General features: G+C 34.7%; 17 protein-coding genes. All 17 read right to left on the reverse strand.

Annotated elements, in window-relative coordinates; all coding sequences use genetic code 11:
* Positions 1 to 81: 81 nt before the first annotated feature.
* The 17 genes from recO to prmA all read right to left on the reverse strand — a co-directional run bounded on the left by recO (position 82) and on the right by prmA (position 14,738).
* Positions 82 to 825, reverse strand: coding sequence for a DNA repair protein RecO (gene recO / locus ACFQ18_RS16265; RefSeq protein ID WP_047183803.1), 744 nt, complete (start codon positions 823 to 825; stop codon positions 82 to 84).
* Positions 826 to 882: 57 nt separating this feature from the next.
* Positions 883 to 1,032, reverse strand: a complete 150-nt coding sequence (locus tag ACFQ18_RS16270) for a YqzL family protein (protein ID WP_083452541.1) — start codon at positions 1,030 to 1,032, stop codon at positions 883 to 885.
* Positions 1,033 to 1,280: 248 nt separating this feature from the next.
* Entirely contained in the window at positions 1,281 to 2,186 is a 906-nt protein-coding gene (gene era, locus ACFQ18_RS16275; RefSeq protein WP_047183802.1) for a GTPase Era, read from the reverse strand.
* Between the two features lie 326 nt (positions 2,187 to 2,512).
* Entirely contained in the window at positions 2,513 to 2,875 is a 363-nt protein-coding gene (locus ACFQ18_RS16280; protein ID WP_047183801.1) for a diacylglycerol kinase family protein, read from the reverse strand.
* The gene (ybeY, locus tag ACFQ18_RS16285; RefSeq protein ID WP_047183800.1) at positions 2,865 to 3,335 is read right to left on the reverse strand and encodes an rRNA maturation RNase YbeY; all 471 of its coding nucleotides are present in this window, start codon (positions 3,333 to 3,335) and stop codon (positions 2,865 to 2,867) included. Before ybeY ends, ACFQ18_RS16280 begins: the two co-directional genes overlap by 11 nt.
* Complete coding sequence (locus ACFQ18_RS16290) at positions 3,335 to 5,458, reverse strand: HD family phosphohydrolase (RefSeq protein ID WP_379566764.1); 2,124 nt, start codon at positions 5,456 to 5,458, stop codon at positions 3,335 to 3,337. Before ACFQ18_RS16290 ends, ybeY begins: the two co-directional genes overlap by 1 nt.
* A gap of 56 nt (positions 5,459 to 5,514) precedes the next feature.
* The gene (locus ACFQ18_RS16295; RefSeq protein ID WP_047183799.1) at positions 5,515 to 6,486 is read right to left on the reverse strand and encodes a PhoH family protein; all 972 of its coding nucleotides are present in this window, start codon (positions 6,484 to 6,486) and stop codon (positions 5,515 to 5,517) included.
* 128 nt (positions 6,487 to 6,614) lie between these two features.
* Positions 6,615 to 7,826, reverse strand: a complete 1,212-nt coding sequence (gene yqfD, locus ACFQ18_RS16300) for a sporulation protein YqfD (RefSeq protein WP_047183798.1) — start codon at positions 7,824 to 7,826, stop codon at positions 6,615 to 6,617.
* Entirely contained in the window at positions 7,798 to 8,034 is a 237-nt protein-coding gene (locus ACFQ18_RS16305) for a YabP/YqfC family sporulation protein (protein WP_204798689.1), read from the reverse strand. Before ACFQ18_RS16305 ends, yqfD begins: the two co-directional genes overlap by 29 nt.
* A 132-nt stretch (positions 8,035 to 8,166) precedes the next feature.
* Positions 8,167 to 8,673: a hypothetical protein gene (locus ACFQ18_RS16310; protein WP_047183796.1), complete on the reverse strand. Its 507-nt coding sequence runs from the start codon at positions 8,671 to 8,673 to the stop codon at positions 8,167 to 8,169.
* A gap of 27 nt (positions 8,674 to 8,700) precedes the next feature.
* Positions 8,701 to 9,696: a flotillin-like protein FloA gene (gene floA / locus ACFQ18_RS16315; protein WP_047183795.1), complete on the reverse strand. Its 996-nt coding sequence runs from the start codon at positions 9,694 to 9,696 to the stop codon at positions 8,701 to 8,703.
* A gap of 11 nt (positions 9,697 to 9,707) precedes the next feature.
* Entirely contained in the window at positions 9,708 to 11,057 is a 1,350-nt protein-coding gene (locus ACFQ18_RS16320; RefSeq protein WP_052771608.1) for an NfeD family protein, read from the reverse strand.
* Positions 11,058 to 11,374: 317 nt separating this feature from the next.
* Positions 11,375 to 11,821, reverse strand: a complete 447-nt coding sequence (locus tag ACFQ18_RS16325) for a GatB/YqeY domain-containing protein (protein WP_047183794.1) — start codon at positions 11,819 to 11,821, stop codon at positions 11,375 to 11,377.
* Between the two features lie 15 nt (positions 11,822 to 11,836).
* Positions 11,837 to 12,013 carry a 30S ribosomal protein S21 gene (gene rpsU, locus ACFQ18_RS16330; RefSeq protein ID WP_047183793.1) on the reverse strand — a complete coding sequence of 59 codons (177 nt, stop codon included), beginning with the start codon at positions 12,011 to 12,013 and terminating at the stop codon, positions 11,837 to 11,839.
* A 154-nt stretch (positions 12,014 to 12,167) separates the two neighbouring features.
* Positions 12,168 to 12,839 carry a deoxyribose-phosphate aldolase gene (gene deoC / locus ACFQ18_RS16335; RefSeq protein ID WP_047183792.1) on the reverse strand — a complete coding sequence of 224 codons (672 nt, stop codon included), beginning with the start codon at positions 12,837 to 12,839 and terminating at the stop codon, positions 12,168 to 12,170.
* 22 nt (positions 12,840 to 12,861) lie between these two features.
* Positions 12,862 to 13,611, reverse strand: coding sequence for a 16S rRNA (uracil(1498)-N(3))-methyltransferase (locus ACFQ18_RS16340; protein WP_047183791.1), 750 nt, complete (start codon positions 13,609 to 13,611; stop codon positions 12,862 to 12,864).
* 185 nt (positions 13,612 to 13,796) lie between these two features.
* Positions 13,797 to 14,738 (reverse strand): 50S ribosomal protein L11 methyltransferase, encoded by a 942-nt coding sequence (gene prmA / locus ACFQ18_RS16345; protein WP_204798688.1) that lies wholly within the window; start codon positions 14,736 to 14,738, stop codon positions 13,797 to 13,799.
* Between the last annotated feature and the right edge of the window lie 37 nt (positions 14,739 to 14,775).

Here is a 14,775-nt window from a genome sequence, read left to right on the forward strand (position 1 = left end):
ATACATTTATGATAGAGCGCCTTTTCTTTTTTTTCTAGAATTTTGTTTCAAATCCCCGAGAACTATTTTACACATAGCGAATTATTTCAACAAATCCAATTGGTTTAAAAATTTTCTTGCCTTGATATAGTATCCACCATAACGATCATAGTAATTATCTAGAATTTGTCTCATTATATTTTTATTTTCATCCTTAACTGAGATATTATTCACTCTTTCCAACCCGATTTCGGAAAAAATGTATAGTAGTTTAGGCAATGGTTTGGGTAGAAAAGTTGATTCTGGATCTATATGTCTGCAACGAGAACATAATAGACCTCCTTCGTTTATAGAAAAAGCAACAAGTTCCTCTTTTCTGCCGCAATTGACACAACTGTCTACCTTTGGTGCAAATCCACCTTTTTTATATAATTTCATTTCATACATAATAACAGGTATCTCACAAGCCTCATTTTCTGCAATATAATCCATTGTATGTTGTAATTGCTCAAAAATATAGGGCTCACCTTGTCGATCTTCCAATATTTTATCTGTTAACTCCATAACATAAGCAGTATAGGCCGTCTTTATAATATCTTCACGAATAGAACGATTTGAATTAATAATTTCGCCCTGTTGAATGGTACTTAAACCTTTGTTAACGTAAATAAAAAATTGGGCAAATATGAATGGCTGGGTCACCGCAGCCATTCTACTTTTTGGCTTTTTTGCACCTCTGGCCAATGCAGTAATTTTTCCAAACTTCTTACTAAAAATGGTTACTATTCTATGTGTTTCGCCATAATCTTTGGATTTCATTATAATTCCATTAATTTTTTCAAGCATATCAATTCACCATCTCCAAATAGATATGCCGAGAACGGATCTAAAACTAAGGTTACATTATAAATTCGATTCTAACGATGATTCTTTATCGTTTTCCATTTGACCGAATTCATTAGAATCATGCTGATCGTTTTCTAGCTCCTTAAACAATAAATACGATTCAATACTTCCAGTTTCTTTAAAGAGTTTCCATGTAAGGTCAATCACGAAAAAAACCACCTTTCAGTAAGTTTGTGATAATGTAACGTATACTTAGGTTGACCCAGACTCAAACAATCATAAGTATTAAAATTTACCATGTATAAGGTCGTTCAAAAAGACCGGTGAAAATGACACTTCGGTACTAACGATACTCATTGGCAAGACTCATCGCTATGTGTAGGGCTAGCGTGGCAATAGCATGTAGCGCATTTTGCCGATCTCGGCCCTTTTTGAACGCGCGTTTACCAATTCAATTAGTACTCATCTTTACGGAATCCAAATTCATATAATTGACTTTGTTTATTTCGCCAATCCTTCTTAACTTTCACCCATAATTCAAGATATACTTTTGATCCTAGTAAGGCTTCGATATCTTTCCGAGCTTTCTTCCCAATTTCTTTTAGCATACTTCCTTGTTTACCAATAAGGATTCCTTTTTGTGTTTTCCTTTCCGTAACAATAGTTGCTTGTATAAAAACAGCGTTTGATTCCCTTTGTTCCAGGTTTTCCAATACAACTGCGATAGAATGAGGTATTTCTTCTCTTGTTAATTCCAACACTTTTTCTCTTATTAATTCCGTTATAATAAACCTTTCTGGGTGGTCAGTAATTTGCTCTTCAGGATAATATTGTGGTCCCTCAGGTAAATGGCCTTTTAATACATCTAGTAAATGTGTAACATTATTTCCTTGTAAAGCCGAGATGGGAATAATTTCATCAAAGTCGACTTTATCCTTATATTCATCGATTAAAGGGAATAAATCATCTGGATGAATTAAATCAATTTTATTAATAACTAGAAACACGGGAGTTTTTGCCTTTTGTAGCAAATCCATAATAAATTGATCTCCTCTTCCGTACCCTTCTTTCGCGTTAATCATAAAGATAACTGCATCTACTTCATTTAGTGTGTTCTCAGCTACTTGAACCATAAAGTCGCCTAAACGATGTTTTGGTTTGTGAATTCCCGGTGTATCAATAAAAACCATTTGTGCATCATTCGTAGTTAAAACACCTTGAATTTTATTTCGTGTTGTTTGCGGTTTATCACTCATAATAGCAATTTTTTGTCCAATGACTTTATTTAAAAATGTTGATTTTCCAACATTTGGTCGACCTATTATAGCAATAAACCCCGATTTGTAATTATTATTTTCCATGTTGCAACCTCCACGAACGTCAGATTTATACATATCATACTATAACTTGTGCAATCTTTCATACTTTATATTAGAAAACTTGGCATTCGCTATTAGGTTGGGCGAATGCCTTAGTTGCACTTATGTAGACGGGAAAGATTTTTATACTTTCCTACCTGCTAAAGAAAACTTCCATCAGTGGGGGTTCTTCATCCTCTCTGATGGTTAGTCGTACTTTTCGGACCTTTACGGGCAGTTGGTCTCCAACCAACCTTCTTAGCTTGAGGTGGGATAATTTTCTAGTTTTTAATCGCTAAAAAATAAGCCCTATAGAAAAGGACTTATTATCATAATAACTTATATAAACTTGGAATAAAAATAATTGTACCAATGATGACCGCAATAATTACAGAAATAAGAACTGCACCCGCTGCAGCATCTTTTATATATTTGGCTTGCGGGTGATATTCCGGTTTTATGTAATCAACTATAGCTTCGGTTACACTGTTAATCATTTCAGTAACTAATACCAAACCAATCGCGAAAAACACAAACATCCATTCTAACAATGAAATTTCAAATATAAATCCGCAAACGACTACAACAAGGGTGGCCGCCAAATGAATACGAAAATTGTATTCATTTTTTACGGTTTCCTTAATCCCATTCCACGCATGCGAAAAACCAATCTTTTTTTTCTTATCTTTCAAGACCAAATTCACCTAGGATTTCTTCTTGCCTTGCAAACATTTTCTTTTCATCTTGTTCATTCATGTGATCATAACCGAGTAAATGAAGAAGTCCATGTACTGCGAGAAAACCTAATTCTCTTTCATAAGAATGATTATATTCTTCTGCTTGCTCTTTCGCTTTCTCAATAGAGATAATGATATCACCAAGCGTTTCTGGGATATCCATATCTTCATCGATAATCTCTAATTCGCCTTCAACGGACTCCTGCATTGCAAATGAAATAACATCAGTTGGAGTATCCTTACCTCGATAATCTCTATTAATTTCTTGAATTTCTTTATTAGTAACAAAATTAATCGAAATCTCGGCCTCTTCGTTTATATTTTCCTTTTCTGCTGCAAATTGAAGTAAACGTTCTAGTAAATCAATAATCTCTTTGTCCATATTCTGCGTATTATCTTGAAAATCTATATTCATTATTTTTCCTCCTCTTTTGGATATTGAATTCTGGAATGAAATATTCCTTTTAATGTATCGAATAACGTTTGTTGAATAATTTTTAGTTCCTTTAGTGTAAGAGGACTTTCATCTAGTTGCCCATCAGACATACGATCATGAATAATAGACGTGATAATATCCTCTATTTTTTCTTCCGTTGGTTCTTTTAATGAACGGACTGCTGCCTCCACTGAATCACATATATTGATTATCGCTGCTTCTTTCGTTTGTGGTTTTGGACCAGGGTACCTAAAGTCCAGTTCTTTCACATGATTATTTTTTTCCTTTTCTTTAAAATAAAAGTATTTTAATAAAGATGTTCCATGATGCTGTAGTGCAATGTCTATGATCTCTTTAGGCATTTTATATTTTTTTAAATAGTTTGCACCGTCATACGGATGACGAATTATGATTTCTGCACTCTGCTTTGGACTAATAAAATCATGTGGATTTTGAATGGATAATTGATTTTCTACAAAATAATGAGGTTTCACGGTTTTGCCAATATCGTGATAGTATGCACCGACTCTTGCCAATAAACCATTCGCCCCTATAGCTTCACAAGCTGTTTCACTTAAATTAGCAACCATAACTGAATGATGGTACGTACCTGGTGCCTCAGTCAATAACTTTTTTAATAATGGTTGATTAGGATTAGACAGTTGTAGTAATTTCACATCAGATAGCATATTTAATCCCGCTTCAAAGAATGGAAGTAATCCAATCGTAAGCACAGCCGATAAGAATGCAGCAAACATAGCAAACCCTAATTGAATAAAAAGATCTTGTATGGAATATTTTTCAAAAGACAAAAATATAAATAGAAGTACGGTCATCGTATTTACAACCATAATCCCTAGCCCAGACTTTAGAATTGCAGTTCTATCTTTCACATTCATCAGAAAGTATAAACCCGCGACCTGTGAAATTAATATGTAAAGACCCGCTTCCGCATTTAAATATCCCGTGATTTTCCCATTGAAAATAAAGCCAGCTAAAATCGCATAAATAATAGCCATTACAAATGCCATTCGTTCATTTATTAAAAGTTTTAATAATAAAGCACTAGTCGCAATCGGTACGATATAAAAAATTTCATTATACTCCTCCGTATATAGACTAACTATTTTCATTAGGGCAATCCCAATAACGGTAACGATAACAATCGTAATTATTTTATTATTATCCAAATTATTATCTTTGTTCATTCGATACATTTCAAAACCGATTACTAGTGAAATAAGAACAATTAATAACAACATACCTAATAGAGGGAAAATATTCCTCTGACTGTCAAGAACACCAACTAATTCAAGATTCTCATAGATTTGATTAGTAATAGTTTGTCCCTCACGTACAATAACTTCTCCAGCCCTAATCATAACTGGATCAACACTTCCTGCAGCTTCCTTCCTTGCTTCCATCGTTTGTTCCACGTCAAAGAATGAATTTTCCACTACAAGAAATTTAGTTAGTTCCGTCAGTGGTTTTTTAATATTATCGTTTAGGGTAGAATATTTAATTTTATCCTGAACATTAGCAATGGCGGTTTGTAAATTCTCAGTTCTCACTCCATCATTCAACGTTTCACGGAGAGCTTGGATTAATAATGTAAAACCTTTTTCCCGGTCTTCTTTAGAAGCCTCAATTAATTGTAAAAAAGTTTGGTCCTTTACCGACATAGAAATATCTTCTGATAACAATTGATTTAATTTTTGAACCTTTTCTTGTCCTGTCATTGGTTTATTATCTGTAACTTCTTTGCCTTCTTCATGAAGCGTATGTATCGCTTCTCTTATTTCTTCTGCAAAACTAATTCTTTCTTTCGTTACTTCATCAGATACAAGATATCGATCGGAAACAGATTGAACCGTCTCCCTTGTTTTTCGTTCTGTTTCTTTTTCATCCTCTATCGTAATTGGGGAACGAATCGTTTCTTTTGCTGTACTAAAGCGAGTAATATCGTATGTCTTAGTGTTTACATTATCTAATGTAATAAAAAAGAAGAAAATACCTAACAAGACTACCGATGGAATAATGAAAAGTCCAGAGGTGTGCTTTTTAAATAGTGAACGAAACCATTTCTTTTTCAATTGTATCACCCCTAAATTCATTCATGATACAGAAATAAGACCCATGGATGCGAGGGTCTTACATCTTATTGTATATCATGAATCGCTTTTTCATAGGCTTCAATTATTTTCTGTACCAAAGGATGTCTAACTACATCTGATTGTTGTAAATATACAAACGAAATATCTTTGACATCTGTTAATAAGTCTTTAGCAACTTTTAATCCAGATGTGGCCCCTTTAGGTAAATCAATTTGTGTGATATCTCCTGTAATAACCATTTTGGAACCAAACCCTAACCTCGTTAAGAACATTTTCATTTGTGCCGTTGTTGTATTTTGTGCTTCATCTAATATTACAAATGCATCATCCAATGTTCTTCCTCGCATATACGCTAATGGAGCAATTTCAATCGTTTCCCTTTCGACTAGGCGCAAAGTATGTTCTGCCCCTAAAACATCATGTAATGCATCATATAAAGGACGTAAATAAGGATCAACTTTTTCTTTCAAATCCCCTGGTAAAAAACCAAGGCTTTCGCCAGCTTCAACTGCTGGACGAGTAAGGATAATTCGTTTTACTTCTCCTTTTTTTAATGCATGTACAGCCATAACAACAGCTAAATAAGTTTTACCAGTTCCAGCTGGACCAATTCCAAATACCAAATCTTTAGATTTAATTGCTGAAATGTAATTCTTCTGACCAAGGGTTTTAACTCTAATCGATTTACCGTTTGCATTTTTTGTGATTTCATCTTCAAAAAGCGTTTCTAATTGATTAATTTTCCCTACCTTAGCTAAATCAACAGCATAAACGATGTCACGTTCAGAAATAGTAATTCCTTTCCTGACAATGGTTAATAGGCTTGTTAAAATTTCTTGCACAAGCTTAATTGCGTAATCATCACCTGAAACCCTAACAAGTTCACCTCTTGATACAATAGAGACCTGTAGTTTCTTTTCTATTAATTTCAAGTGTTTGTCATTAGTACCAAATAAAGCCAATGCTTCATTAGGATCTGCAACATGCAAATTAATTTCTGTTAAATGTTCAGCCATAGCTAATCTCCTTGATTTATCACGTCTTAACTGTCCGCAATACCCCATTTATCGGGACAGGCAGCCAGTAGAGCCCTGATAAGTTCAACTAACATTCAGTCAGGATAAGATCCCCACCTGAGTGTGTTTCACTTTATAGGTTGTACACGTGCAATATTTTCCTCAACTGTAAATATTATATTCATTTTAACTTTACCATTCTCCATACGTTCATGCAAAACTTTTTCTGACATTATTTTGGCATCTTTTCCTAACTTTAACAATAATTCTGACCTAGCTTGTTCCATTCCTGTTTGGATTGCTTCTTCTTTTGTTCTTTCTCCTTTATAGGATACCTTCTCACTTAGAACGGTATCTACAATTTTTATCGGCAATTCCCACTTCAAAAAATTAATCGAACTTACTTTCGTATCATAATGAATTTGTTCATATTCTGGATCTCCGAAACCCCAAACCGGAAATTTAAAATCCGCAATTTGAATATAATATTTGGTTTCTTTATTGCCTGTCAGTTCTTCATAACTATATTCTATGGGGGATGCAACTTTTACTTCATACCAAGTCTCAGCAGTAATTTCTCCTTCTGCGGCAACATAATTAACTTTTTTCTCCTTCTCTTTCTCACTTTCTTCCTCTTGATCATTCGAACTAATTTTGCCCGATACTAGTAAATCTCCCGGTTCAACATAATCATTTACTTGAACCATCGGAAGTCCTTTAGCTACATACATTTTTTTTATTACACCCTTTTTTGTAGCTATAAGATTTCGAGGCCCTTGTTTTTCCTCTTCCTTAACAATTAGTTTTTCTACTCCTTCAAGGGAATAGGTTGTCCCTCTTTGATTTACACCAACCCATAAGAGTTCAGGAACATCTTCAACTAATTTTTGCTGAATTAAATTAGGTTGGTCTATGGAGAACATCCAAGCACCTCGATGAATTCCATATTCATCTAATTGTTTAATTATTTTTTCTTCAATATCTTTAGGTACACCGGTAATCTCCACTTTCCAAAGAATATTAGATAAGAAAAAAGCTAATAAGACACTTAAAAAGATTGCTAATAAGAGGGGTCTTTTCTTAATAAATCTATTGAAGATAAAAGGGTAACCTTTCTTATTAATAAAAGTTAATTTATAATGTGTGCCCCTAATAATTAATCTTAAATGACTAATATCTTTCAATCTAACATTACCTTCACAAGCATCTTGTTCAACTTTTCTTATATTCCAAACGGTTATCCCTTTTTTTGTACATTCTTGGAAAAATAATTCAGGATAATTTCCTTTAACTAGAATCGTGACATACCCGCTAAAAAAAGTCCCCTGTACCTGTCTCATTTCCTCCTCCTATTGCTACAACAAAATTAATTGGATAAAAATTTAATTTTAATTCCGTGTCAGAATACGTTACCAACCCTTGGTGATTTTCTATATACACGTGAATCTGTCCAATTACTGTAATCCGAGGTAACTCAAGGATCACATCAGAAGGAAGTGCAAAAGAATTAATTAATAATGATTGGACACGTTGCCTGAATTTTTTCACGTATGCATCCCCCTCTCATTTCCATCTTATGTATCAAATAAATAGTTAAGAACTTAACTAATCCATTAATCAAGAAATTAAAAAAGCCACCAGCTATAAATAATTTCTTCGCTGGTGGCATTCTTCATTATTTTATTTTACTTTTCTTTCCTTTATAACAGAACGGTAAGGTTTCTTTGAACGCGGTGAACCTAATACTTCGGACAAAATAATACCCTGAACTAGGTCATTGCTTTTTAATTGCATATTAAAATCTGAACGTTTCTTGATCTTCTTGGTTTTCAATATTTCAGAATTTGAGAAGCTCGGACCTTGTTCTATTGTTCGACCAATTTCTTTATTTGTATTAATTTTTTTGGCTAAACGTTCCATTTGGGCTTTTTGTTGTTCCCCAATAGAAGGCTGTTGTACGGATTCTTCCATTGTATCTTCCATTTTGGAAGTGTAAACAGGTCTTTTATTCGTTGTTTGTGTCTTCCTTGAAGAAGTTTGGACTGTTTTCGGTATAGTTTTTGGCTTATTAGGCTTTTTATTTTTCTTTTGTTCTTCAGCATTCTTTTTAAAAAAACTAAATATTCCTGAGAGGATAACTAGAATTAAAAAGAAGTTACTAAAAATCGCATCTAATATTGCATCCATGTTACCCTTCCTTTCACATGGAAGTGATTAATTATTTTCATGATCGTCATCATTTTCTTTAGACAATTTACCAATAGAATCGCGCATATCAGTATCTGCATTGATATTTTGGTAATTTAGATAGTCCATGACACCCATTTTTCCAGAGCGAAGTGCTTCTGCTAATGCTAGCGGTACATCTGCTTCCGCTTCTACTACTCTAGCACGCATTTCTTGAACACGGGCCACCATTTCTTGTTCTTGAGCTACTGCCATTGCACGACGTTCCTCTGCTTTAGCCTGTGCAATATTTTTATCTGCTTCAGCCTGGTCAGTTTGTAAAATAGCTCCAATGTTTTTACCGATGTCCACATCTGCAATATCAATGGATAGGATTTCAAACGCTGTTCCAGCATCAAGTCCCTTTTCTAATACAGTATGAGAAATAGAGTCAGGATTTTCTAGTACTTTTGCATGTGTTTCAGAACCACCGATTGTACTAACAACCCCTTCACCTACACGAGCAATGATGGTTTCTTCGCCGGCACCACCGACTAAACGATCAATATTGGCACGAACAGTTATTCTTGCTTTTGCCTTCACTTCTATACCATCAATAGCAATACCAGAAATAAAAGGAGTTTCAATCACTTCTGGGTTAACACTCATTTGTACCGCTTCAAGAACATCACGACCTGCTAAATCAATTGCTGCTGCCCTTTCAAAGCTAAGCTCAATATTCGCTCGGTGTGCAGCAATTAACGCATTAACAACACGGTCAACATTCCCACCTGCTAAATAATGACTCTCTAGTTGGTTAATTTTCACATTTAATCCTGCCTTATGAGCTTTAATTAATGGGTTAATAACCCTGTTCGGCACTACTCGACGTAAACGCATACCAACTAACGTGAAAATACTAACTTTTACCCCAGCTGCTAATGCGCTAATCCAAAGTGCTACTGGAATAAATGTAAATAATATAACTACCGCAATGATAATAATTGCAATGATTATAAGCGGCATTAAATCGTAAATCAACATCTAATTTCCTCCTAATAATTGTTTTTTTCTCTTACAACAACTCTTACACCTTCTACCTTCACTACTTTTATTTGACTTCCTTTGTCAATAAAGCTACCATCTGAAACAACATCAACACGCTCATCTTCAATATCAGCTATTCCTGAGGGTCTTAAGGAAGTTACGGCTATACCTTCTTTATCTACAAGCTCCAATCGGTTGGAATAGGAAACATACCCTAATTCAGTGGATGTACTATCCTTAAGAATGATATGTCTAAAAACCCCCTTATCCATACCTATTCTTCTAAGTAAAATGATACTTGCAATAACGGCTACCAAGAACGCAATTCCAACACTTATAGACATTTGACCAATATCATAACCAGACATGAATAAGGAAACAAGAATAGCTCCTATACCAAGTATTCCAAGTATACCACCGGGAACGAAAAGCTCTGCAACAATAAGAGCAATACCTAATAACAATAATATAATTGCTTCCATTCCTGCTAACCCAGCAACGATATGTCCATAGAAAAAGAGAAGTAATGCTGTTAAGCCCATAATACCAGGAATACCAAAACCCGGTGAATATAATTCAACAATAAGACCAAGACTTGCTACTGATAGTAATATGGAGTATACAATAGGATTCGTTAAAAACCTTGCCACTTCTTCTGCTAACGTAGGATTTGTTTCAATAATTGTAGCGTTAGCGTTATCCAAACCTAATTGATGGAGTAGTTCCACCCTATCGTTTACTATTCCTTCCGCATAACCTACTTCCAATGCATCCGTTGGCCCCAACGTTAAAAATGAACCTTCAGGAGCACCGTACTCTGGCAAATCTATACTAGAATCGGCCATAGCTTCTGCATAGATTGGATCCCTACCTTTTGATTCCGCTGCTGCTGCCATTCTTTTTTTCCAAGCTGACTGTGCCTTTTCATCGGCAGCAGTACCATCTCCATTTATTACCCCACTCGCTCCCATTGTTGCATGTGGTACAAAATAAATTTTATCTGTATTTAATGCAATGTAAGAACCCGCGGATAATGCTTCATTAATAATAAACGAAGTGGTAGGAACCTTTAAATCCTGTAGTATTGTACCAATTTGACCAGCTGAATCAACTCTTCCACCAGGTGTATCAATTTCAAAAATAATATGATCTGCACCTGATTCCATTGCCTCATTGGTTGTTCTTTTTAGAAAAGCTTCTAAACCACGTTCTACCTCTCGTTCGATTGGAATGACATAAACTGTTTTACCACTTCCATCATCTTTATTCGCATGAACTACTTCTTGTACGTTGAAGAAAGAAAAAGAAAAAACAATCCCTATCAGAACTATGTATAATTTTATGAAGTTATTCCGCAAATATTATCACCTCCTTTAATAAGTAATACGGAAACTATTTCAAAAAGTTTCATATAAAGTAAATTTCCATCAGTAGGTGTTTTCCTTCATCCTCCACTGATGGTTATTCGCACTTATCGGAGCTTTACGGGCAGTTGATCTCTCGCCTTACCTTCTTTCCCAGAAGCTTAAGGTGAGAGTCTTGCTGCCCGTTTAGGTGGAATATAAAGGGCTTTCCCATATTAATTAGAAATCATGGCATTCGCTAAGACAAGAAAGATTTTGATTCTTTCTTAACTGGCAAAAAAGGTTCCTATCTAAAGATAAGAACCTTTTTCTTAATTTAAATATTTTAAAACAATATCTTTTATCTGGGAACCGTCAGCTTTACCTTTCACTTTCGGCATTACTGCGCTCATTACTTTCCCCATATCTTTCTTAGTTGTTGCATTTACTTCCTGAATCGTTTGCTGAATTATTTCTGAGAGCTCTCCCTCAGAAAGTTGTTCAGGCATATATCTTTGAACGATAGAAATCTCTGTTTCCATTTTTTTAACAAGATCATCGCGTCCAGCAGATTTAAATTCTTGGAGGGAATCTTTTCTTTGTTTTACCTCTCTAGACAAGATGGTTAAATCTTCATCTTCTGTTAGTGTATCTTTTCCAAGTTTAATCGATTCATTCTGTATTGAAGCTTTTATCATGCGAATTACGCCTAGCGTTTCTTTATCTCTATTCTTCATCGCTTGCTTCATATCTTCGTTTAATTTTTCGAGTAATGACATGAGTCTGCACCCTCTTTAATATTTACGCTTTCTAGCAGCTTCAGATTTTTTCTTACGGCGAACGCTAGGTTTTTCATAGTATTCACGCTTACGATATTCTGATAGTGTACCACTTTTTGACACACTACGTTTAAAGCGACGAAGAGCATCTTCAAGAGACTCGTTTTTACGAACGCGAGTTGTATTTGACATGCTAATTTCCCTCCCTCCGAAGCAAAGAACCAAAAATTTAATGACATGTATTATTTCATATATGCCACTATAAAGTATAATATAATAATATTAATAGGTCAACTGATTATTCACATGTGTATGAATGTAATATTAAGTAAGATGGGCAATCTTATTAATATCCATCCACTCCTTCATTCCCCTTTAAAATCTCCACACCGGCGCTAGCACCGATGCGGGTTGCACCAGCTTCTATCATCGCTTTCATCGTTTGTAAATCTCGAACACCGCCAGATGCTTTTACCCCCATATCTGGGCCAACTGTTTCACGCATTAACCTAATATCCTCAATCGTTGCCCCACCATTCGAAAAACCCGTTGAAGTTTTAACGTAGTTAGCACCGGCTTCTTTTGCAAGTTTACATGCCGTTATTTTTTCCTCATCCGTTAAAAGCGATGTTTCGATAATCACTTTCGTCAAAGCATCCCCTTTAGTCGCTTGAACTACAGCTACTATATCATTTTTTACCTTTTCTAAATTTCCCGATTTTAATTCACCAATGTTTATGACCATATCCACTTCTGTAGCACCATCTTTAATTGCTTGCATTGTTTCAAATACTTTCGTTTCTGTAGATGTTGCACCTAGAGGAAAACCTATAACTGTACAAACCTTTACCGAAGTATTCTTTAGTCGTTCATAACAATGAGCAACCCATGTAGGATTAATACATACAGAAGCAAACTCATATTGTATTGCTTCTTCGATAATTTTATCAATTTGTTTTTTTGTTGATTCTGGTTTTAATAGGGTATGATCAATATATTTTGCAAGATTTGTATTCATATTTACCGTCCTTTTCGACTTTTTATTGTTCTTCAAAATGGTAGGAAATGGCGGATAACGCATACAATGGTGCCGTCTCCGTACGTAATATCCTTGGCCCTAATCGTATTGGATGAAAATCGTTCACTTTTAATATATTAGCTTCTTCCTCTGAAAAGCCACCCTCTGGACCAATACAAACCAATAATTTTTGATTCGAATTTATTTGTTTCAAAATGGAACCAAACGTATGATAGTTATTTACTTTAGCTTCTTCCTCATAGGCAAATATTTTTAAATCATATTGCGAACTTTCCTCAATTAATTCTGTTATTGACATTGGGTTACTTATGGTTGGCACATAGGAACGGTGACTTTGTTCACTAGCCTCTTTCACTATTTTATTAAAACGTTGTAACTTTTTAGCCCATTTTTTCTTATCCCATATGACAATAGATCTTTCCGATTGAAAAGGTATATACTTATGTGCGCCAAGTTCAGTACCTTTTTGTAACACAATCTCAAATTTATCAGCTTTTGGTATACCGTGAACAATTGTCACTTCAATTGGTAATTCATTATTTTCTTCTAACCAATGAAGTATAGCTACAACGACAAAGTCTTTATCGATTTCCAAAATTTCACATTGGGCAGCTACGCCATTTTCATCATTACAAATGATTTTTTCGCCAACTGTAAAACGCATTACTCTTGTTATATGGTGTACATCGTCACCAGTAATCCTAATTCTATCGTCATACCATGCTTTTTTCGGAATAAAATACCGTTGCATTTATACACCTACTTTATTAGAAAACTTGGCATCTGCTATTGGCCCGGAAAATACTTTAATTCATTTATCCCACCTAAATGAGCAATGCGACTAACCATCAGCGGGGGATGTGGAACCCCCTCATTGATGGAAGTCTTCTTTATACAGGAAAGAAAGTTTAAGCTTTCTTTTCCCGCCTAGAAACGCTAACTATTCTTTTTAGCAACAATAGAAATCCAGCCTTCCATTTCATTCATTGCAATAATTTCAAAACCTTTTTCCTTTAATTTGTCTTTAACCAGTTCTTTCTTATTTTGAATAATACCTGAGGTAATAAAAAATCCGCCTTTTTTTAAATTATTCCATGCTTCTTCTACAAATCGAACTATAATTTCAGCCAAAATATTAGATACAACAACATCAACTTTCATATCAACATTATCTAATAAATTATTTTGTTTAGCTGTAATTTTATTTTCCAACCCATTTAACTTTACGTTTTCTTCTGTACTTTTAACTGCAACATCATCTAAATCATACGCGAAAACTTCTTTCGCACCCAATAAAGCAGAGGCTATGCTTAATACACCGGAACCACTACCTACATCAATTACAGTATCATCTTTATTAACATACTGCTCCAAAGACTGAATGCTTAATACCGTTGTTGGATGGGTTCCTGTACCGAAAGCCATACCAGGATCCAATTCAATGATGACTTCATCACTAGAAACTGGTGTATATTCTTCCCAAGTTGGTTTAATTGTGACTTTTTGAGAGATTTTGACTGGATGATAATATTTTTTCCAGGCGTGAGCCCAGTCCTCTTCTTTAACTTCACTAATAGTTACTTTATTAGGACCAATATCAATATCATAAACTAATAAGTTATTAATGGCCTGTTTGATTTCCTCAACTGTTTCTATTAAAAAACTATTTAGTGGTAAATAAGCTTTAATCCGTACACCTTCATCTGGATAGTCATCTGGATTTAACTCATACACTTCACCAAATGGCGCATTTCTAATTGCATCAAAATCCTGAGAATCTTCAATGACTAATCCACTTGCACCCGTTTCGTGTAATATGTTAGAGATTGGTTCTATTGCTTCATTGGTTGTATGAATACTTATTTCAGACCATTTCATACGGATCACGCACCCATTCTATAAAGTGAAACTTATT

It is taken from the genome of Oceanobacillus caeni (genome assembly GCF_042678465.1).
GTDB lineage: Bacteria > Bacillota > Bacilli > Bacillales > Amphibacillaceae > Oceanobacillus > Oceanobacillus caeni.

Bases quoted from the DNA above. Each gene is read 5' to 3' on its own strand.
- deoC (WP_047183792.1), bottom strand. From the start codon at position 12,839: ATGAATACAAATCTTGCAAAATATATTGATCATACCCTATTAAAACCA.
- ybeY (WP_047183800.1), bottom strand. From the start codon at position 3,335: ATGAATATAGATTTTCAAGATAATACGCAGAATATGGACAAAGAGATT.
- ACFQ18_RS16340 (WP_047183791.1), bottom strand. From the start codon at position 13,611: ATGCAACGGTATTTTATTCCGAAAAAAGCATGGTATGACGATAGAATT.
- floA (WP_047183795.1), bottom strand. From the start codon at position 9,696: ATGTTGATTTACGATTTAATGCCGCTTATAATCATTGCAATTATTATC.
- recO (WP_047183803.1), bottom strand. From the start codon at position 825: ATGCTTGAAAAAATTAATGGAATTATAATGAAATCCAAAGATTATGGC.
- yqfD (WP_047183798.1), bottom strand. From the start codon at position 7,826: ATGAGACAGGTACAGGGGACTTTTTTTAGCGGGTATGTCACGATTCTA.
- prmA (WP_204798688.1), bottom strand. From the start codon at position 14,738: ATGAAATGGTCTGAAATAAGTATTCATACAACCAATGAAGCAATAGAA.
- era (WP_047183802.1), bottom strand. From the start codon at position 2,186: ATGGAAAATAATAATTACAAATCGGGGTTTATTGCTATAATAGGTCGA.
- ACFQ18_RS16325 (WP_047183794.1), bottom strand. From the start codon at position 11,821: ATGTCATTACTCGAAAAATTAAACGAAGATATGAAGCAAGCGATGAAG.
- ACFQ18_RS16310 (WP_047183796.1), bottom strand. From the start codon at position 8,673: ATGGATGCAATATTAGATGCGATTTTTAGTAACTTCTTTTTAATTCTA.
- ACFQ18_RS16295 (WP_047183799.1), bottom strand. From the start codon at position 6,486: ATGGCTGAACATTTAACAGAAATTAATTTGCATGTTGCAGATCCTAAT.
- rpsU (WP_047183793.1), bottom strand. From the start codon at position 12,013: ATGTCAAATACAACTCGCGTTCGTAAAAACGAGTCTCTTGAAGATGCT.